The 19,621-nt window shown below is 34.0% G+C and carries 19 protein-coding genes and 1 pseudogene; 10 read left to right on the top strand and 10 right to left on the bottom strand.

The window, feature by feature from the left end; all coding sequences use genetic code 11:
* Positions 1 to 70 precede the first annotated feature (70 nt).
* Together JFL43_RS03280 and JFL43_RS03275 are read left to right on the top strand one after the other, a co-directional pair.
* On the top strand, positions 71 to 1,270 hold the full coding sequence (locus JFL43_RS03280; protein ID WP_200747902.1) for an ABC transporter permease: 1,200 nt from the start codon (positions 71 to 73) through the stop codon (positions 1,268 to 1,270).
* A 754-nt stretch (positions 1,271 to 2,024) separates the two neighbouring features.
* Positions 2,025 to 4,421, top strand: coding sequence for an insecticidal delta-endotoxin Cry8Ea1 family protein (locus JFL43_RS03275; RefSeq protein ID WP_200747901.1), 2,397 nt, complete (start codon positions 2,025 to 2,027; stop codon positions 4,419 to 4,421).
* A 93-nt stretch (positions 4,422 to 4,514) separates the two neighbouring features.
* Here JFL43_RS03275 and JFL43_RS22325 read toward each other — a convergent pair.
* The 5 genes and pseudogenes from JFL43_RS22325 to JFL43_RS03255 form a co-directional block, all read right to left on the bottom strand.
* Positions 4,515 to 4,682, bottom strand: a pseudogene (locus JFL43_RS22325) (IS6 family transposase); the annotation flags it as partial.
* An 874-nt stretch (positions 4,683 to 5,556) separates the two neighbouring features.
* Entirely contained in the window at positions 5,557 to 6,756 is a 1,200-nt protein-coding gene (locus JFL43_RS03270) for a toxic anion resistance protein (RefSeq protein WP_407701930.1), read from the bottom strand.
* Entirely contained in the window at positions 6,749 to 7,402 is a 654-nt protein-coding gene (locus JFL43_RS03265; protein ID WP_200747900.1) for a 5-bromo-4-chloroindolyl phosphate hydrolysis family protein, read from the bottom strand. Before JFL43_RS03265 ends, JFL43_RS03270 begins: the two co-directional genes overlap by 8 nt.
* Positions 7,403 to 7,487: 85 nt before the next feature.
* Positions 7,488 to 7,769, bottom strand: a complete 282-nt coding sequence (locus JFL43_RS03260; RefSeq protein ID WP_100797468.1) for an acylphosphatase — start codon at positions 7,767 to 7,769, stop codon at positions 7,488 to 7,490.
* A 71-nt stretch (positions 7,770 to 7,840) separates the two neighbouring features.
* Positions 7,841 to 9,568, bottom strand: coding sequence for a methyl-accepting chemotaxis protein (locus JFL43_RS03255; protein WP_200747899.1), 1,728 nt, complete (start codon positions 9,566 to 9,568; stop codon positions 7,841 to 7,843).
* 116 nt (positions 9,569 to 9,684) lie between these two features.
* Between JFL43_RS03255 and JFL43_RS03250 the strand changes: the two genes are divergently transcribed.
* From JFL43_RS03250 to JFL43_RS03240, 3 genes are all read left to right on the top strand, one after another.
* Positions 9,685 to 9,960, top strand: a complete 276-nt coding sequence (locus JFL43_RS03250; protein ID WP_200747898.1) for a DUF1033 family protein — start codon at positions 9,685 to 9,687, stop codon at positions 9,958 to 9,960.
* Positions 9,961 to 10,189: 229 nt separating this feature from the next.
* Positions 10,190 to 10,390 carry a cold-shock protein gene (locus JFL43_RS03245; protein WP_100797465.1) on the top strand — a complete coding sequence of 67 codons (201 nt, stop codon included), beginning with the start codon at positions 10,190 to 10,192 and terminating at the stop codon, positions 10,388 to 10,390.
* A gap of 245 nt (positions 10,391 to 10,635) precedes the next feature.
* Positions 10,636 to 11,013 carry a VOC family protein gene (locus JFL43_RS03240; protein WP_100797464.1) on the top strand — a complete coding sequence of 126 codons (378 nt, stop codon included), beginning with the start codon at positions 10,636 to 10,638 and terminating at the stop codon, positions 11,011 to 11,013.
* 360 nt (positions 11,014 to 11,373) lie between these two features.
* On the opposite strand, the gene kynB is transcribed toward JFL43_RS03240, so the two are convergent.
* The 3 genes from kynB to kynU all read right to left on the bottom strand — a co-directional run bounded on the left by kynB (position 11,374) and on the right by kynU (position 14,422).
* Positions 11,374 to 12,000: an arylformamidase gene (gene kynB, locus JFL43_RS03235; protein ID WP_200747897.1), complete on the bottom strand. Its 627-nt coding sequence runs from the start codon at positions 11,998 to 12,000 to the stop codon at positions 11,374 to 11,376.
* A gap of 75 nt (positions 12,001 to 12,075) precedes the next feature.
* Positions 12,076 to 12,930, bottom strand: a complete 855-nt coding sequence (gene kynA, locus JFL43_RS03230) for a tryptophan 2,3-dioxygenase (protein ID WP_200747896.1) — start codon at positions 12,928 to 12,930, stop codon at positions 12,076 to 12,078.
* A 214-nt stretch (positions 12,931 to 13,144) separates the two neighbouring features.
* Positions 13,145 to 14,422: a kynureninase gene (kynU, locus tag JFL43_RS03225; RefSeq protein ID WP_200747895.1), complete on the bottom strand. Its 1,278-nt coding sequence runs from the start codon at positions 14,420 to 14,422 to the stop codon at positions 13,145 to 13,147.
* Between the two features lie 182 nt (positions 14,423 to 14,604).
* On the opposite strand from kynU, the gene JFL43_RS03220 reads away from it, so the two are divergent.
* The 3 genes from JFL43_RS03220 (at position 14,605) to JFL43_RS03210 (ending at position 16,470) form a co-directional block, all read left to right on the top strand.
* Positions 14,605 to 15,219 carry a TetR/AcrR family transcriptional regulator gene (locus JFL43_RS03220; protein ID WP_200747894.1) on the top strand — a complete coding sequence of 205 codons (615 nt, stop codon included), beginning with the start codon at positions 14,605 to 14,607 and terminating at the stop codon, positions 15,217 to 15,219.
* Positions 15,220 to 15,400: 181 nt separating this feature from the next.
* Positions 15,401 to 15,862 carry a GNAT family N-acetyltransferase gene (locus JFL43_RS03215; protein ID WP_200747997.1) on the top strand — a complete coding sequence of 154 codons (462 nt, stop codon included), beginning with the start codon at positions 15,401 to 15,403 and terminating at the stop codon, positions 15,860 to 15,862.
* A gap of 431 nt (positions 15,863 to 16,293) precedes the next feature.
* On the top strand, positions 16,294 to 16,470 hold the full coding sequence (locus tag JFL43_RS03210) for a hypothetical protein (RefSeq protein ID WP_200747893.1): 177 nt from the start codon (positions 16,294 to 16,296) through the stop codon (positions 16,468 to 16,470).
* 171 nt (positions 16,471 to 16,641) lie between these two features.
* On the opposite strand, the gene JFL43_RS03205 is transcribed toward JFL43_RS03210, so the two are convergent.
* Both JFL43_RS03205 and JFL43_RS03200 read right to left on the bottom strand, forming a co-directional pair.
* On the bottom strand, positions 16,642 to 17,133 hold the full coding sequence (locus tag JFL43_RS03205; protein WP_100797458.1) for a hypothetical protein: 492 nt from the start codon (positions 17,131 to 17,133) through the stop codon (positions 16,642 to 16,644).
* A gap of 254 nt (positions 17,134 to 17,387) precedes the next feature.
* Positions 17,388 to 17,756, bottom strand: coding sequence for a VOC family protein (locus JFL43_RS03200; protein WP_100797457.1), 369 nt, complete (start codon positions 17,754 to 17,756; stop codon positions 17,388 to 17,390).
* 437 nt (positions 17,757 to 18,193) lie between these two features.
* Here JFL43_RS03200 and JFL43_RS03195 point away from each other — a divergent pair, with 437 nt between their 5' ends.
* Positions 18,194 to 18,607 carry a MarR family winged helix-turn-helix transcriptional regulator gene (locus tag JFL43_RS03195; protein WP_200747892.1) on the top strand — a complete coding sequence of 138 codons (414 nt, stop codon included), beginning with the start codon at positions 18,194 to 18,196 and terminating at the stop codon, positions 18,605 to 18,607.
* Between the two features lie 208 nt (positions 18,608 to 18,815).
* Complete coding sequence (locus JFL43_RS03190; RefSeq protein WP_200747891.1) at positions 18,816 to 19,586, top strand: DUF4097 family beta strand repeat-containing protein; 771 nt, start codon at positions 18,816 to 18,818, stop codon at positions 19,584 to 19,586.
* Positions 19,587 to 19,621: the final 35 nt, after the last annotated feature.

The raw sequence follows: 19,621 nt of genomic DNA, 5'->3' as shown, positions 1-19,621 counted from the left end.
TAATCATTCCTTTACACTATTAGAATTTAACTACAATGTAAAAAGGTCATTCTATATTTAGGAGAACATAATGAAGAATTTAGAAGATATTTGGGCTATACGGTTCAAACAATATTTGAGAGAACTATTTAAATATTTGCGATTTGTGTTTGCTACAAGTTATATCGCCATAATCATTGTGTTAGGTTTTGCAGTTTCTTATTACGGTAAATGGTTGCAGGTAGTGACGCAGGATTTTCCTGCTGAGTGGATTGTATCCACTATATGTGGAGCGTTATTATCATTTAGTAGACCAACCACATTAATTCGCGAACCTGACCAAGTATATTTTTTACAGTTAGAGTCTAGGATGGGTGCATATTTTAGAAAAGCAATATTATGGACATACTGGTCTCAAATTATTTCTGTACTTGTCATTTATTGTGCTGCAATTCCTCTGTTACTAACAGTAGAAAATCCATCATTATGGAAAATTTCGTTAGGGTTTTCTGCGATAATTATACTAAAATATGTTAATGTGCGAATTGAGTTCTCAAACCACTGGAAGTACCAGGGGGATCATCATTTTATAAATCGTTTGCTACGAATCGTACTTTCTATCATGACATTAAAACTTGCAATCGAAGGTCAATTTTTAGGATTCATTATTTTTATCGCTATTTTGCAACTATTTGAATATCATTTGAGAAAAAAAGTTATGTTAGAACCTATTCCCTTTGAATATTTTTCAAAGATAGAGAGAGCTCGAATGACTCGATTTTATCGCTTGGTCAATTATTTTACGGATGTCCCGTTTTTGCGTGAAAATATTAGCCGAAGAGCGTGGTTAGGTTTTGTGACTAGACTTATACGTTACGATCAAAAGAATACGTCTCTTTATTTGATGATACGTACTTTTTTACGTACGGATGAGTCCATTTATTTATGGGCAAGATTGACGATTGTTTCAGCATTTGTAGCAGCATTTGTGACTACACCTTTTGTCGTATGGTTGCTTGTGAGCGCCTTGTCTTTTGCGACCATTTATCAACTAAAACATATGTTCATTTCAACTAGAAATATTCGCATGAATACTTTTTATCCGGTGCCAGCAAGTAATCATCATACAGCCCTACAAAAGTTACTTCGTGGATTGCTAGTTTTGCAAGCGTGTATAGTCTTGTTAAGCAGCTTCTTTCAGTCACCATCTTTTCTGTGTTTCATTCTTATAATATTTGTTGGGGAAATGACAATCCGATTTACGAAGCAAAATAAAACGATCAACAATTAGTACTATTCTTGATCGAATATATTGTTTAAGAATTATTAAAATTTATTTGGGCATATCAAAATAAGTGTTCAAAAAAGAGCTCAATTCAATAAAAGAATTGAGCTCTTTTTCTATTTTAGTAATGGATACGGTTATTATTTTGTTGTTAAGTATGAATAGAGTGGGATTTGCAAAGTTTCTTCGATTGTTTGAAGAAGGTTTTCTTGTGTTTTCTATAATGACTCGATTTCGAAGAGACCACGTTCGTTTACTTTTGCTTTCATCACATGTATTTACTAGCAGTCGATTGTACCAACCAAGCTTTACGTGAACAACCAAACGTAGAATAATTTTTAAAAATAGATTTTGCACTATGGGAGTAGTCTGTTTTCTAAAAAATACGATTTATGAAATTGATTCTATTAATATTGAAATTATTGCTCTTCATTTTACCTTTATAATTAATTAGAAGAAAGGAGGTATGGATGAAAAGTGCAAAATTAATTGTACAGATAGTGTATTCCATAGAAGTTAAGTGAATGTTTAGACCATAAAAATTAATGTAAGAGGGCACTAAACATGCTTTGCAAAAAGGTAGCAATAGTGCACTTCTTCACAGTTCTAATAACTGGGTTATTGTACCTAATGATTCTTATGCATAGGAACCTCACCAGACAAATTTGGAATACCAAAACGGTAAAGGTTTTAATCATTTGCTCTTGTTCGCTTCTACACAAAACGTAAAATGATAGTTTTATAAGGAGGAGGAAATCTTATGAAAAAGAAATATAAAAAAATATTATCAATGACAGTAGCTGCAAGTGTATTTACTGGAGCATACATTCCAACTGCTAACACGGTATTTGCAGAAACTGAACAAAAAGAAGATTCCAAAGAAAATCAAATAAAAAATGGTGATCCTAATAATCCTTTATGGGATTCGAAAGCTTGGTTTGACAACCCTTATAAAGGAGTAACGTTAGATCAGTTTATAAATGCATTTAATAATAATCAGTGGAGACCTCTATTAACGGATATCCAGCAAAAGAAAGATGCGGGTTCGGGTACTCTGGCTTTTCTAAAAGGCATGATGACAACAGGTTTATCTTTATTACCGCCACCAGCTAGTCTATTAGCAAGCATTTGGGATGTATTTATGCCAGCTACAAGTAGCAACCAAACTGATATGTGGAAACAATTAGAAGAATACATTAAGACAAATATAGATAGTAAAATAACTGATTATCATAGCTATCTTATGGGGGCTAATTTTAGTCGTGCTACGTCATATCTAGAAGACTATCAACGAGTTTTGCAAATATATAATGACAGTAGAAATAGTTTTGCAAGAGTTGAAGAGCCTGGAACACCAGTAATCGAGGCTGCTCGGGCAGCAGATCGAGAGTTCAAAGGATTTATCAAAGTTATTCAAACGCCTGAAAAGTCAACAGATTCTGTGTATCAACAAATAACAGCTCCGATCTTTGTGCAAGCTGCAAATGCTCATCTATTATTACTGAGAGATATTATTTTAAATGCAGAAGAGTGGGGAATGGATAAAAATCAATTGGAAGGGTATAAGGATCAACAGAAACAACTTATTCGAGAATATACTGATTATGCTATGAGAGTATATAACGATGGCTTGGAGAAAAGAAAAAAAGAAGCTGAACAGATTAATACCCAAGAAAAATATAGGAATACGGATAGATGGAATCATATTAATGAATATGTAAGGGAATATACATTAAGTGTTCTAGACTTTGTAGCCTTGTTTCCATCTACCGATCCTAGTGCATATTCAAGAGGAGCTATGCTGAATAATTCTAGGCAAATTTATTCAGATATTGGAGGGAAAGTCCAACCAAAAGAAAGAACATGGCAAGATATTAATAATATCTTAGCATCTCAAGAATATAAAGGTGGCCTGATGGAGCTCGACATACGAGATTTTGATCGTATTGATGCCATTCGACCTTGGTACTCCAATCGTGTGGTTGGTGGGAGTAATTATTCTACTCCTGGATGGGTTGGAAATACGAATGGAGGAATTTTAAGAGACAAGATTCATGCCTATAGTAATCCTTTAACTAAAGTTACGATGGGATCAGAAATTACTCCTTTTCATTTGACCATTACCCATGATAACGGGAAGACGTACCCTCGATTTGGTACATCCATCTCTGGAGCTGGAAAGGAGAAGGTATCTACTTTTGAATTTCCTAATCAAATGATTTCTCTTGTTCACGCATTTAATAGAAGCACTCAATCTGGATTTGATGGAATTGATGCAGTAGTATTTGGATTTGCCGACAAACGTCTTACACTCGGAACCGAATTGATGACAAATATGATCACTTCAATCCCAGCTGAGATGTATTCTAGAGGAATGAGTAATTTTAAACCACAAGTTGAACCTATACATGCACAGCAAAAGGCAATGAAGACAGATACTACTAACTCTTATTTAGGGTATAGCGTAACTACTTATAAAGAGCAAGAATATAAAATTAGATATAGGGTTGCGGCTAACGAAACCTCTACGATTAGGCTTTCACACAATGGTAGCGCTGTAGGGGAGACTACTATCCCTACTACAGGACATGCCGCAGACACTGTTAAAGGTGAATATGGTTATTATAAGATTATAGAAGGACCGACTGTTAAGCTAAAATGGGGAACAAACGACTTGAAAATTGAAAATACAAAAGGGAAATTTTCCTTAGATCATATTGAACTAGAACCTGTAGAAAAAGATGAAGTTATAGCCCAAGATAATTTTGACAAACAACGGTTAACTTGGACAAACATAGGTGGTATTGTAGATGGAGGTGTGACAGGTAAAGCTGGTAGGATTGAATCAAATGGAGATACTTGGACATATATTGAAAATCAAGTAGCATCAAACTCCAAATATACCTTGAGTATGAAAGTAAAATTAGAGTCCACTGATAAAAATAAGTTACAAAATGTAACTATATTTACAGATAATGCAGCAGGAGAGAGAATAAAAAAAACAGTTGAACTTAAGGGAGGAGCAGGCTATCGAGAACTGAAACTAGATTTTATTACAAAACGTAATCTTGGTAGAACTCATGTTGGGATTCTAACATCAGGTGGAACATCCAGGGTGTTATTTGATGATGTTAAAGTTATCGGTGCAAAAAAGTAGATGATGTGGAGTTTGAATAAAGATTGATAATTTGGGTGGTGCAAAAATAATAAAATAGAAACATAGAATGGTAATATCCTGTTAACTTTGGGATTAAGCAGCTACTTCGAACAACTTATGATTGAATTCAACCTCATTTTGGGAAGACTTTGCTCGCTGATGAGATTGATCTTTTTTAACCATTTGCATAGCTTCGATACCACTCAAAATATAGGTGGACGTTCGAAACGATTTCAATCCCAACATGGAACGGGCTCGTTTTTAATAGGCCTAATCCATCTAACATCATGACATCTTTAGTGTCGTAGTTTGAAGATTATAATCAGAAATTCGCGACACGTTGTCATATCGGTTTCAATCAGGCACGTGAAAACTCGAAGCGATGTTTGAATCACAAGAATAAGCCCGAGGAACGCGCAGCGCGAAATTTTGGTTTTGAGGAAGGGGTGCCCCTTCCTCAAAATCAAAATCATTCCTTCGAACAAAAGTACTTAAAAATTCAAAAGTGATGATCTACAAGAGAAGGTTGGATTGTCATTTAAACAGAATTATTGACAGTCCCGTAGGTAGGCTTACATATCCTAAATGTATATGAAAATTTATATATTCTAAGGAGATGTATTAATGGATAAAAAGCGCAAAATAAATAAATTTTAGGTAAAGGAAGTTTATCTGGTAAACAGTGGTAGACATACATATGAAATGGAGATAGTGTTCAATAAACTCAATAAATTTAGGAGCTTTAGCAGTAATAACTCAATGAAAAAACAGGAGATTCATTTACTTTTGGATAATAAATTATGGTATTCCCTTTTTGGAAGTTAAATGATTACTGATAATCAATAGATATGAATTATAGTAACGAAGATGAATAAATAATAGAATCTATTTCGGAGGTACAGATACTGAGGTATTACAGTTTGGGACTACTAATCTGAAAAAAATTCTTTGATTTGGAAAAACATTAATGTAATCAAGGTGAATCCTAACAACTTTATGTAATCTTTATATACAAATTCTCACAATAGTTTATTTATTATCGACATTTATTACAATGATTGTTTATGCAAAAGCTTATAGTGAAATTGAGAAAAGGGCCCAATTCTAATAAAAGAATTGAGCTCTTTTTGATACTTTAGTAATTCGTACGATTATTATTCTGTTGCTGCGTATGGATAGCTAATAAACGTTGTTTTAGTTCGCCTTCCATGCGAGCGATTTCGATTTCTGCAGCTTTTCGTTTTTGACGGCCGTCTGCTTGAATTTGTAGTGTTTCTTCGATTGTTTGAAGAAGGTTTTCTTGTGTTTTCTTCAAAGTATCGATTTCGATGAGACCACGTTCGTTTTCTTTGGCTGTCTCGATTGTGTTCACTTTTAGCATTTCAGAGTTTTTTAGTAGCAAGTCATTTGTTGTTTTCGTTACTTGTTTTTGTGCTTCTACTGCTTTCCGTTGGTTGTTCAATGTAAGGGCGATGGCGATTTGGTTTTTCCATAATGGAATAGCTGTCATGATTGATGCCTGAATTTTCTCTGCCAAAGTTTGGTTTGTTTGTTGGATCATACGAATTTGTGGTGCTGATTGAATCGTAATTTGACGGGATAACTGTAAGTCATAAATACGTTTTTCAAGGCGATCCACGAATTGTGCCATATCATTTACTTCCTGTACGAGCATTTGGTCATTAGCAAGTTCTGCTTTATGGCGTAATTCTGGCAAAAGTTTTGCTGTAATATCGTCGCGTTTTAATTCTGCTGCGGCAATATAAATGTTTAATGCTTCGAAATACAATTTGTTTTGCTCATACAATTTATCAAGCATATGCACATCTTCTACGAGTCCACGTTTAGAATGTTCTAATTGAATGCCAATGCGATCAATTTGGGTGCTGAGCTTTTGGTATTTTGTCATCATCTCTTGAATTGGACGTGATATTTTGCTGAAAAGTTTACGCAGTCCAGATTTTTTTCCTTGGGATAGCTCTTCAGGGTCAATTTCAGATAGCTTATCCATTAAATCTTTTAGAACATCACCAACAGGGCCGATGTCTTTACGTTGTACATGATCAAGCATTTGATGTGAAAAGCGAGAAAGTTCATTTTGTGCATTGGCACCGTAAGTTAAAATGGATTCATAATTGCCGACAGGAATTTGTGCCGCAAGTTGTTCGGCTTTCTTTTTATCCTCATCAGATAGGCGGTCCATTTGTTTAACAGGCGTATCTTCAGTATGGGATTCGGCTGGTGCTTTCGCTAGCTCTGGTTGCATTTCAAATGGATTGCTTAATAGATCGTCCATTGTTTTTGCTGGTTCAGGTGAAGAAGGGTTATTAGTCAAGTGAATTCTCCTCTCGGGCAAGTAAAGGTTTGTTTTTTTGTGTTGAAATTTGAGCGAAATCGAGCTCCATTTTTAACTCTTCTATATCAGATGCTAAGACGGAGCGTAAATCGTCTTGCATTGAATGATTCAAGTCTTCTAACGTTTCACGTGTTTGCTGTAGTGCAATATGGACATCTGTGTCTTTAATCGGTTGCGTGGAAAGCAACGCATATTTCTCTGTTAACTCAGACGCTGATTCCAGATGGGCATAGAAGAAATCTTCTGCTTGGTAAAATTTCTTTGGATTCGTACGTACGATTTGGAAGATGCGTTTTGCTAAACGATTCATTTCAAATAGTTGTTTGAAGGCCGCGACAGAGCGAACTTTTGTGTAGTGTCTATTTAAGCTTTTTATTCTTGTTTGAGCATGCGTCATTTGTTCTTTAATATGACGATACTCGGAGCGCGTTAAGCCCACTATTTTTAGACGTTTTCTGAATTGGTATCCTTTTATGATATAGGCTGTAGCGAAAAAAGTAATGATGGTTAAGCCCGAGCTTTCAAGAAAGTTAAGATCAAAACCGAATAAATAAACTAATGACATAATAAAAGTGAAAGGTATCGTGATTGCATATCTTGCTAGAAAGTGTCCGACATTGAGCATTATAAATCCCTCCTTCAAACGCTCTTATATTAGGTACGAATGAGCCATCAGAAAGTTTCGCTTTTCCGTACAAAAAAGAGTCGGTTTAGACAATATCCGACTCCATAGAAGTATAACCCTTTAAATCATTATGTAACTCAACGCGAAAACTATTCTTTTCCGTTTGTGGATTGACACCGCGTTGGACGAATTGAAGGAATTGGTCGATTTGCTCAATGGTGCCTTCAATGTCGACTTCAATTTGCTCAAGCTCATTTAGAAAGCATGTCCCTTTTAAACCGATTTCAATGGCTTTTTGTTTAATGAAAAATCGATATCCGTGATTTTGAACGTTGCCGTTAAAGATGATATGCGCTCGCTTATTCATCCGCTCGCCTCCTGTAACATAATGAGTAGAAAGCCGACAATCGTTTTGATATCGGCACTCCTACTGTAATCTTACAGTATGGCACGCTCTTTTTCCAATTTTTCAAGTAGTTCATTAATATAATGTAGTACTTTTTGAGAGGAGTCTTCTACCTCTTTTAGAGCAAATTCAGCGTCAGTTACACGACCTGCATTATAGGACATAGCTGCTCTTTTAGCGGCTTCGTGAACTTTTTGATGATGTGTATCTAACTCGATATAAGCTCTTTCTTGTCCGAATTTTTCACGTGCTTTGTCTGAGGAGTACCATTTACCCAGTCGGCAATCTTTATGCGAAGATACTTCTTTTTCATCGATTTTTTCTAATCCAAGGAACATATTGTAGACGCGCCATTTCCAAATAATATGATCCGCTTTAGATAATTGCAATAGGGCGTTACTTGAAAGTTGTACATTATTACTTTCAACGATGCTTAAGCGGAAATGATTAATTTCAGCACCTAGTTGGTGGATACCAGCAGATGTAGAGTGGCCCAAATCACGAATATTATCTTGTAAATCTGAAATTTGCACCATACGATGAGAAACTTCATCTATTGCCGCAGCTTGTTGTTGAGAGATTGCTGCTGTATTTGTCACATCCACATTAATTTCTTCGATTGCTTCAACGATTGAAGAAAGTAGAGGAAGAGAGTCTTTGGCTTCACTTGTTGCATCTTTAATAATAGTTGTTGTATGGGAAATGGATGCTGCGACATTGCTTGAGTAACTTTTTAGGTGATGCACATTTGAAGAAACTTCGCCTAAAGCTGATACTGTGTTTTCAGCTAGTTTGCGTACTTCTTGTGCAACAACAGCAAAGCCTTTACCGTGTTCACCCGCGCGAGCAGCTTCAATGGAAGCGTTTAGCGCAAGTAAATTTGTTTGGTCAGCAATTTCTTTAATTAGTGTAACAACATTTTCGATATCATTGACACGCTTTTGTAATTCACCGAAAGATTCAACGATTGATGTAAAAGTTTCTTCTGTTTTAAAGATTTCACTTAGCGCTAAGTCAATGGTATTTTTACTATTTGTTGCATATTCTACAGAGTCAGCTGTTTTTTCAGAAATACGAGTAGATGTTTTAGCAACTTCGCTTATGGAAGCAGTGATTTGTTCAGTTGCCGCAGTGGATGATTGGATTTCTTCATTTTGACGGTCTAAACTATAAATAAGATCTTTCATATAATTGATTTGAGAGTTTGTATCCATTAGTGAAGAAACTTCGCTGACTGCATGTTCGATCATTCTTTCAGTTGCTACCTCAAATAATAGCTCTTGGTCGATGTTCACTGCAGCTTGAAATGAACGCATCAAGTCGAATGCTTTGGCAGGTTTATAACCAAAGTTATACAATATATGAGTAGTCACATAAAATGCGAATTGATTAAACATAACAATCGTTTTACCTGGTTCGAATTTATGATGTCTAAATAGATAAAAGAAACGAACTGTTTGATCAACGTATTTATCGTCTCGAGGATCTAAAAAGAATGAATTTAAGTATTGTTCGATATATTTTTCGGAAATAGGGTTATGTTTATTTGGCGCAATTTCCCCTAAGTATTCTGTGAAAATGTCGCGCATAGAAGGTGTGCATTCCATTAACTTTGCATGAAGTTCTTTTAAGTTGTCTTCATCTTTTTTATGGAAATTATTAAAAGCTAGAGTATCCTTAAATCTCCCAATTGTGTTTATGTCAGTTCCTCGTTGAAGTAGCTGAGCCATTTCTAATTTGGGTCTAATAGTAGCAAACATCCGAATCCCCCTGTGTAAAATTGTAGTATTTTTATAGTAATTTTATCACACTTAATAGAGGTAAGATAGATATAAAAGACTGGTTTAATAGAATATATTAAAAAGGATTTGAAAATATGTATAAAATAATTTATATGAAGGCAGATTATGAACCCTGGTGGCAATTTGAAGGTTGGGAAGAGTGTATTGTAGAAGAAAATACGTTTCAAGTTAAAGAAGAAGCTGAGCGATATTTAGTTGAAACATTGCAAGATTTCAAAGAAAAGTATGAGCATGATGCAAATAAGAAAGAACACTTCTGGGCATTTTGGTCGGATGATGAAATTGGGTTTTGTGAAGCATGTGATGAGGATATCCAAACATACCACGGGATCATTTGGGTTAGTGAATAAAAAATGTGAGAAATAATAAAATTTTCCAAAAAATTATGAACTTTCGTTGACAAAACTTTTGTGCGTGCGTATACTAATATTAACAATTGAAATTGATTAACCGCAACTAGCATTCACATATTACAAAAAGTGATCGGCGGTAGGTCGGTACTTTATGTAATATGTGAATTTTTGATTTCGGTCATTAATTACATATTGTCTACATTTAATTTTTTGGAGGTTTTCTCACATGAAACAAGGTACAGTAAAATGGTTTAACTCAGAAAAAGGCTTCGGTTTTGTAGAAGTTGAAGGCGAAAACGACGTATTCGTACACTTCAGCGCTATCCAAGGTGACGGCTTCAAAACTCTTGACGAAGGTCAAAAAGTTGAATTTGAAGTTGTTGAAGGTAACCGCGGACCACAAGCAGCTAACGTTACAAAACTTTAATCTTAGCTATTAAAAAGGAGTATCTTTTGGATATTCCTTTTTGCTCTCTCTAATAAAAATTATATTCATACAGTTCAATTACTATAAAAGGTAATTGAGCTTTTTTTGTTTGCGCAATAGCTAAGAGTGTATTGTCCTATGTTAAAGATAAGGGATGATTGTACCTAATCGCGAAAAATGGCCCCGAATTATTGTATAGATAAAAAAGATGCTATACTATTTTTATAAAATAAGGAGGTAGTGAGATGATTAAAAAGATTGGACAAGTTATGTTATACGTGAAGGATGTTGAAGCGGTTGCAACTTTTTGGGAGGATAAATTGAATTTTGTCGTTCGACAAAAAAGTAAGGAACCTTTATCGGTTGAGCTAGCACCAACAGTGGATAGCGAAACTAGCTTTGTTCTGCATGATAAAGAATTTATAGCTAATATAAGTCCGGAATTGCATTTAGGTACACCATCTGTTTTGCTTTATTCAAATGATCTTGAAAAAGACTATCAAAATTTACAAGAAAAAGGCGTAAAAGTAGGAGCAATCGTTGAATTACCTCATGGTAAAGTATTTAACTTTGCGGATATTGAAGATAATTACTTTGCTATTATTGAACAAAATAATTCATAATGTGGAATCTTGTCGATGACAAAACTAGTAGTCTGGAATTGCGATTTAATCACATCATCCGAATTATTGTTAATGGAAGCGATAAATCTCCCCTTCTAATAATCCATAAAGAAGAAAAACACATATTAGTGATGGCTAATATGTATTTTTTCTTTTTAAAACATTGAATTATGTAATCTATTTACCTTTACTGATGGACTAGTTAATTCAAGATTTGCAATTAAAGAGCTTAAACGAATGTTCGAGTTATCAGTATTTAATGGACCAAAATAATTTAAACAAGCCAAATCAATTTCGTGACCCGGCTCGTTCTTATGAAAGATTTTAACTCAATACATACATTTCAAGTCCTATTTCTTTTTAGGGTAACTTTTTCAATACAGCACGTATCGGACTTCCATCTGCTTCAACCAATGGAAGTGGGAGGGCTGCCAACTCATAATTTCCTGGTCCAATCTCGTCTAATACAAGCCCCTCTAAAATGTGAATTTTATGACCGGCAAGTTCATGATGAGCAGACAATTCTTTACTATCAAGTGGATCTACTGAAGGTAAATCAAGGCCAATAAGACGAACACCCAGTTCTGAAAGATATGCCGCTAATTCTGGTTGGATATGAGGAATGGTTTGTGGAAACACGCTTCGATTCTTCCATGCATCTGTGCGGATTAACAGTCGCGTCACGCCTTGTAGATCTAGATTGGATAATTCATTTACGCCAATGCTAGTTTTGTTCGGTAAATGGATAACTGTTGCATTCCCTATATATAAATCGAGATCCAGATCAATTACTCTTTTTCCATCGTTATCAAAATGAAAGGGTGCATCAATATGAGTACCAGTGTGTAAACTCATATTGATTTGACCTACATTGACAGATCCACTCTCTACTTTACTCCAATTGACTTTGTATGAGAATGGTGTATCTCCAGGCCATACTGCAACGTTTTCATCAAGACGTTGTGAAATATCAATCCATATACCCATGCATCTTACCTCCATCTCTTTTGGCTATTATTTTCTTTGCCGCTCTTTTATAAGAAAAACCTACTTTATTTCTTCTTATAGCTTTGTTCTTAGACTCCATAGTTCTGGGAAGAAGTGTTGGTCCAGTACTCTTTTTAAATACGTAACACCTGATGATCCACCAGTTCCTTGTTTATGACCAATAATTCTTTCTACTGTACTTACATGATTAAAACGCCATAATTGCTGTTGATTGCCTATGTCTACTAACTTCTCGGCCAACTCATATAAGTCCCAATATTGCTCGACATCGCGGTAGACTGTCAGCCATGCCTCTTCCACACTGGTATTTGGTTCATATATTTGTGAAAAATCCCTGCTAATAGCTTCTTGGTCAATAGGTAATCCACGTGCCACAAGGGCATTAATAGCGGCGTCATAAATACTTGGCTCATGAAGGGCCTGGAGCATTTGCTCAGATAGTTCTGTCTGATGTTGATAGACTGATAGCATATGGACATTTTTGTTTCCTAATGCAAATTCAATCAAACGATTTTGATAAGATTGGAATCCAGAAGATTGACCCAGTTTATCCCTAAATTCCATGTATTCAGAAGGTGTCAAAGTCGAAAGGACACTCCATGACTGAATCAATTGCTGCTGAATTCTCGAAACACGCGACAACATTTTAAACGAGGGTTCCAGCTTATTTTGGCGTATACACTCAGTAGCAGCTGCCAACTCATGTAAAATGAGCTTCATCCATAACTCACTTGCTTGATGGATAATGATGAAAAGCATTTCATCGTGATGGTTGGAAAGTCTATGCTGACTAGATAAAATCTTATCAAGGTGGAGATAATCTCCGTAAGACATCGATTTTTGAAAATCGGTTTGAATTTCTTTCTCAAGCCCAGTTATTGTTTGTTCATTGTTATCCTTATTTTTCATTATGCAATCCCCTCACTTTTCATATAAATCGCTCATACTATTTATTCCATTATTATATTCTATTTTTTCTTCACATCCAGAGAATCTGCCGCTACAATGATTATCATTTCTTCTTTTCGAAACAAAATAGGCGACAAGTAAAAATAGTAACCGAGGAATCCCGATTTGAAGCATGATTTAGAAATTTGTAAACTATCATTTGGTGGATATTACGTTATGCAATGACTTCTCGTTCATTCTTGAATTTTTCATATTTTTTTTCAGCCATGATATTCTTGAGTATTTGTACCACTTTCCAAACTTCTGCGTAGGAAGTGTATAGTGCAACTGGAGCAAGACGGATGATGTTTGGTGCTCGGAAATCCGGAATGACACCGTTTTCTTTCAATGCCTTACAAATGCGTGCAGCTTCTATATGCTCAAGGCTCACATGACCTCCGCGACGTATGTCTTCTCTAGGAGTTCCAATGAAAAATCCCATATTTTCCAACTTTAATTCCACTAAATCTATTAAATATTGATTGATTTTTAGAGATTTTTCTCGAATATTTTCGATTCCAGCTTCTATAAAAATATCTAAAGACCCAATCAAGGGTGCACAACTTAAAACATGAGGTGTTCCAATTTGATACGCTCCAGCAGATTCAGCTGGTGTTAATGTATGCTCCAAATCGAATTGTTTATCTTTTCTTGACCCGAACCATCCAGCCAATCCAGGCATCGTTCCAAAATGTTTTCGATTTACATATAAGCCCCCAACAGCGCCAGGACCGCCATTTAAATGTTTATAATTGCACCAATACGCAAAGTCAACACCCCATTCACTGAATAAATGCGGGATTGCACCAATAGAATGACATCCGTCAAATCCGATCACGATTCCTCTTTTATGTGCTTCTTCAGTTAAGCGTTTCATATCCAAAATTTGACCACTGCGATACAGGACTGTTGGTAAGATGATCAGAGCGATGTCATCGGTCATTGCTTCGATAATGTCATCCTCATCAAGAAATCGGCCATTGCGACTTTTCACACGAATAAGATTGGTTTGTGGGTCGTATCCATGTATAGACAGTTGACTTTGAAGAGCATAAATATCAGTCGGAAAAGTTAGTTCATCTGCTAGTATTTTTGTGCGTATTCCTTCCGGCTTATAAAAAGTAGCTACAAGTTGATGCAGATTTACAGTTGTAGACCCTGTTACAATAACTTCCTCGTGAGATGCGCCAACTAATTGTGCAATCTTCTCGGCCAATTTCTCTGCCATGTAAAACCATGGGTGATTCCCTTGAGTCCATCCATCAATCCCGTATTTTTTCCAATCCTCTAAAGATTCCAAAAGAGTGCGTTCAGCTCTTTTCGAAAGAAGTCCCAATGAGTTTCCATCCATATAGATGGCATCTGGCTTTAAATAAAACTCTTCTCGAAAACTTTTAAGGATATCTTTCTCATCCAGTTGTTTTGCGTAATCCAAAGTGTATTTTGAAACCATAAGGATCCTCCTAAATTAATTTGTCTGAATATTCCAGAAGAATCGTACCAAAGAATATGACACAATGTCAATAAGTTAAATCAGAAAATTATTAATATTAAATTACTTAAAGATTTTTTCCAACAAATGTTTTTTATTTTGGAAGATTTGATTTATGCTAGAGGATAAGGGGAGGAATAGGAATGGATAATGGTAAAGTAGGGGATAAACGACACTTGCGCTCAATTATGACACGTCAAAAGTTATTAGGAGTTGCAAAGGAAATTTTTCTTGAAGAAGGTTTTCAAGCTGCGGTTATTTCTCAAATGATCAAAAAGGCAAACATCGGTTATGGAACTGCCTATGTTCATTTTAAGGGAAAAGAGGATCTTTTAATTGTATTAATGGAGAATATCATGGAGCAATTTTATGAAATTGCCGAAACCTCTTTCTTTCCAAAATCAAAAGGTGAAGCAAAACATACCATAAACAAACAAGCAAATGCTTTTTTAAAAATGGCAGAGGCTGAGCGTAATATGATGCAAGTTTTTGAACAGGCTATTGGAATTTCAACGGTTATATCAGATAAATGGAAAGCAATTCGGATGAAGTTCATTCAGCGAATTTCAAAGGACGTCGCCTATGCACAGCAAAATGGACTGGCAAGAGCTGAACTAAACCATGAGCTTGTAGCAAAAGGGTGGTTTTTCACAAATGAAATGTATCTTTGGGAAATTGTCCGTAACGATCATCAACGTTCTATCGAAGAAATTGCTCAAACCATCACGTCAGTTTACTTCGAAGGTTTGTATTTGTAATTATATTAATGATGCTATATTTGGTAGTTCGAAAAATAATCCAGTTTTATAACAATGTAATTAAATAGAGGAAATTCATTGAATTGATATGGATTGTTGTTACTCAATTTGTATATTGTGGATATAAGAAGTAGTGACAATGCAAATGACTATTAATTTAATTGACATAGAGGTGATTTATATAAAAGTACAATTAAAACCCGTAACGAGAGAAAATTGGGAAGAAGCACTGAAGTTAAGTGTTGAAAATGGGCAGACGAATTTTGTTCCATCAGTTGCAGTATCTCTAGCTAAAGTATATATAAAACCAGATGGAGATCAAGTTGAATATATCCCTTTTGCCATTTATGACAATGAGCGAATGGTAGGCTTCATCATGCATGCATATGAAGAAAATACGACGAATATGTATTGGATCAATGGATTCATTATTGATGACAGGTGTCAACGACAAGGATATGGTAAAGCAGCACTTATTGCAATGACTGAGTGGATCGTCAATCGATTTCAAATTTGTGAAGAAATTCGTCTAACAGTATATAAAGATAACAAAAATGCGCGTGATTTATATACTAAATTTGGCTTTATTCCAACTGGTGAAGTATATGGAGAAGAAGATGTTATGTATCTTCCTATAAAATAATTGTTTTTATTGTTGGCTATGTTAATCAAGACTGTTGTTATTTGAATTTTTAGAACAAAAATTCTGTAATAGAGGTAAGAATTTTTGTTCGATTGAATGAAAGTAGTTGATATTATCCGTGAAATCTCAAAGGCTCGTAGTTTTACCCATTATTTCTTAAAAACAGGCAAAGAACGAACAAAGGGACTTTTCCATATACGGTTTAATTTCTTCGAAAGATTGCGTTTGATACAGATGAACAAAGTTTAAAAATGTTTGCGATTGAAAGTTGTTTATTCCTTGTTCATGAAACAAATAATTCAATAAGAACTCGGAAATTTAATGCATAAATAATGTGATATAAAGGATATTGATGATAATTTTGGCATTAACACATATAATAGATGAAATAAACTACTTGTTATTCACCAAAAATTAAGGAGGTGGAATATTTGAACAGATTATTCATCTGGCGAATATTTCTCTTGGCTGTTTTGGTCGTATTAAAGCTATTTAAAGTCATTTCATTATCAACGTTTTTATCAGCATGCAGTATTATAGTATTCTTATTAATCCTTGAAATGATTTCAAAGCTAAAAAAACAAAAGGAAATGTTTGATAAACACTAGCTTTGTATAGAGTTGATCTATAAATTAGGTACAACTCTTTTCAAAAGCACCCAGTTAGTTTAATAATGGAATCGGAATTTTCTTGCTTAACAATTTATGAAACCTTGCTATAAGTATCTTTCTTTTCATTTTGGAAATGATAAAAAATGGTGTATTCATTAATGGTATTACTTAAGAATTCTGCTTAATCATTTCTTCTACATACTTTAGAAAACTATTATATGTGGAGTTTCCTTCCAAGAATTGCGATACAACGAAAAGAGGTAGTATAACTACATCCTTCTTTTTTGAATAAAGAACGCTTTGTGTTTCGATGCTATTATATACTCCATCAAGTTTGGAAGAATAATTGTAAACAGAATCAAACTCATACCAGAAAAAGTCCTGCTTGATACTATTTTTAATAACTTCACCAATATATGCACCTATTCGAAACACGAAATTATCAAAATGCTCATTCAACAGTACAGAACCCATTTCAGTATTCATTAATCTTTCTGTATACATATCAATATATCGAATGCTTTCATTAGTGAAATTTAAATTTCTTTTAGTAAGATTCTCTTTATCCCAAGCATCGTCAGAGACATCCTCATACATTAATTTAGCTATACCTTTTAAATCATCTTTTATTAATATTGTTCTGTTTAAGAAATTAAACAATGGAATGTCTCCTTTATCAATGGTCTACAAGTTAAGCCTAGATTAATTATATCCCTTATTCCGTAATCCTGCTTCATTAGTTGGAAAATGGCAGTCTTAATATCGATAATAATTCAATAGGGCAAATAAAGAGCATGTTTTGAATCATCTTGTTTCAAAAAGTGCTCTACGATTTTAAAGATTACTATGATATAGGTTATGGAATAATTAAAATTAAGGCTATTTTGTTTACATCGATATCTAAACTACTTTTGTCAAATCCACTCTAAAATTTCGATTCGGTTACCAAACGGGTCACTTATATAAATTCTATTTGCTCCGGGCAAATCTTCATCAATAATAAAACTAACTTCATTTTTCGCTAAATGTAGTTTCAATGCTTCTATATTCTCCACTTGAAAAGCTGGATGTGCCTTTTTAGCTGGAGCAAATGGTTCTTCAATCCCAATGTGAATTTGATAGTGTCCAAATTCAAACCAAACTCCGCCTCTTTTTCTTAATTTTTCTGGTTTCTCTATTTCTCGAAAGCCTAGAATTTCACCAAAAAATTTTTTCGCCAATACTTCGGAATTTTTAGGAGCAGCTAGTTGAATATGAGCAATTTGTTTGAATACAAATGACATTGTAAATCCCCCTTTGATCTTTCTTATTCCATTTTATCTCAAAATAAATCATAAGGGAATATTATTATAATTATAGAAACGCATAAGTAATTCTTATGTTAAATTCGGATAATGTATTTAAGAAGAAGGGAAGGGGAAGAAAGTTTAAAACAAATGAGGATCATGAATTTGTAAATAATTTTTTATAAAGATTCTGATACTATCGAGAGGAAAAAAACGCAACGAAAACAAACACCCTAAAAGTTAATACTAAAAAACGATGGCAGATGATAAGGTCTGCCTAACGTAATGTAATCTATCCATTATCGAAAACAATTCCTATACATATTCATTAAAAAATAGATTATTATTGCTAGAACTAGTATAATATATATAGTTTTTAGATTATTTACTCGTTTAATATTTTAATTACTAAAATGACTTAAGGGATGATTAGGATGGAAAAGTCTTTAGAAGATGTTATACATAATCTTATGGAAGAAATGTTTATCATTCAAAATAAATCAAATGAGTTTATGAAAATACTAACTCATGATGAAAACCTCTCAGAAAATTTAGTGCTTTTATTACTAAGACTAAAATTATATAGACATATGAAAATTACTGAGATATCTGAAGCATTTATGTTAACTCCTGGTGCAGCCACGAATATGTGCGATAAACTTGAAAAATTAGATTATGTAGAAAGAATAAGGATTAAAGATGATAGAAGAGTCGTAAGAGTTTCACTTACTAAAAAGGGAGAGGAAAGGGTCGAAGCAATCTTTTCGAAATTCTCAAAGGAAAAAATAGAGAGCATATCGAGTATGTTTATGGAAATAAATAAACTATTTAAAAAAAATGAATATTGAACAAAAAAACAGATAAAAAAATCTGTTTTTTTTTATGAAAAAAATTGACAGTAATTATCATTTGTATATATTATAATAAATATATATTGTATAATTTATATATTTTAGTAATTAAAATAAATTCGGTTGGGAGGTAGAGTGTTTTTACTATTTATAGAAAGAGGAGAAGAATATCAAAAGAAAAAAATTAATGATTGGGGTTATAATTTTGATAATAGCTGGATCTCTCATTGCACTTAATTCGGGTAAAAAGAATGTTGGATATAAGAGTGAATTAGAAAATGTAGATAAGATACTTGTTGATGCGGATGTTTCGAATATCGTTGCCGTTAGTGGTGATTCCAAAATGAATATAGAGTATACAAGTCAGAAATCATTATTCGGAAATTCGAAAATAGATATAGTTTATGAGAAAGATCGAGCGATTATAAAGGTAAAGGCTAAGTGGATAAACATTGTAACAAAAAGAGGGGAATTGGTATTAAATTTACCGCCTAGAATACTAGAACATGTACAAATTAAAACACGAAATGGAAACATAGATGTTAAAAATTTAAGTGAAGTTAACCGATTAAGCCTTAGTTCAAGTGTAGGTAATATAAACGTAGATTCTTTTAAAGGGGAATCATTAAATATAGAAGCAAAGAATGGTTCAATGAATATAGGGGCAGTTGATGGAGAGGTTAATATAAAGAACCGAATTGGTAGTCTAAATAGCTTGAATTTTTCTGATATAAAGGGTAAGAACAATATTAATTTGTCAAATGGCAATGTAAAGATAACACTACCTAATGGATTGAAAAGTAATAAGGTAGGGTTAAATATTTCAACTAGTAATGGAAAGCTCATTACAGAAAATAATATATTATCAAGTGAAAATAAAATAAAGCGAGGCGCAGGGCAGAAAATTATTAATGGCACAAAAGGGGATAAGGAGTTAAATATATCTGTTTCAGTAGGCAATATAATAATTAATTAAAAAAATCATACAATACTTGTGGTTTTTATCAAAAA

Origin of the sequence: Viridibacillus soli (assembly GCF_016612995.1) — a bacterium.
GTDB lineage: Bacteria > Bacillota > Bacilli > Bacillales_A > Planococcaceae > Viridibacillus > Viridibacillus soli.
Note: the sequence above shows the minus strand (reverse complement) of the source record. Positions and strands in the feature narration are given on the sequence as shown.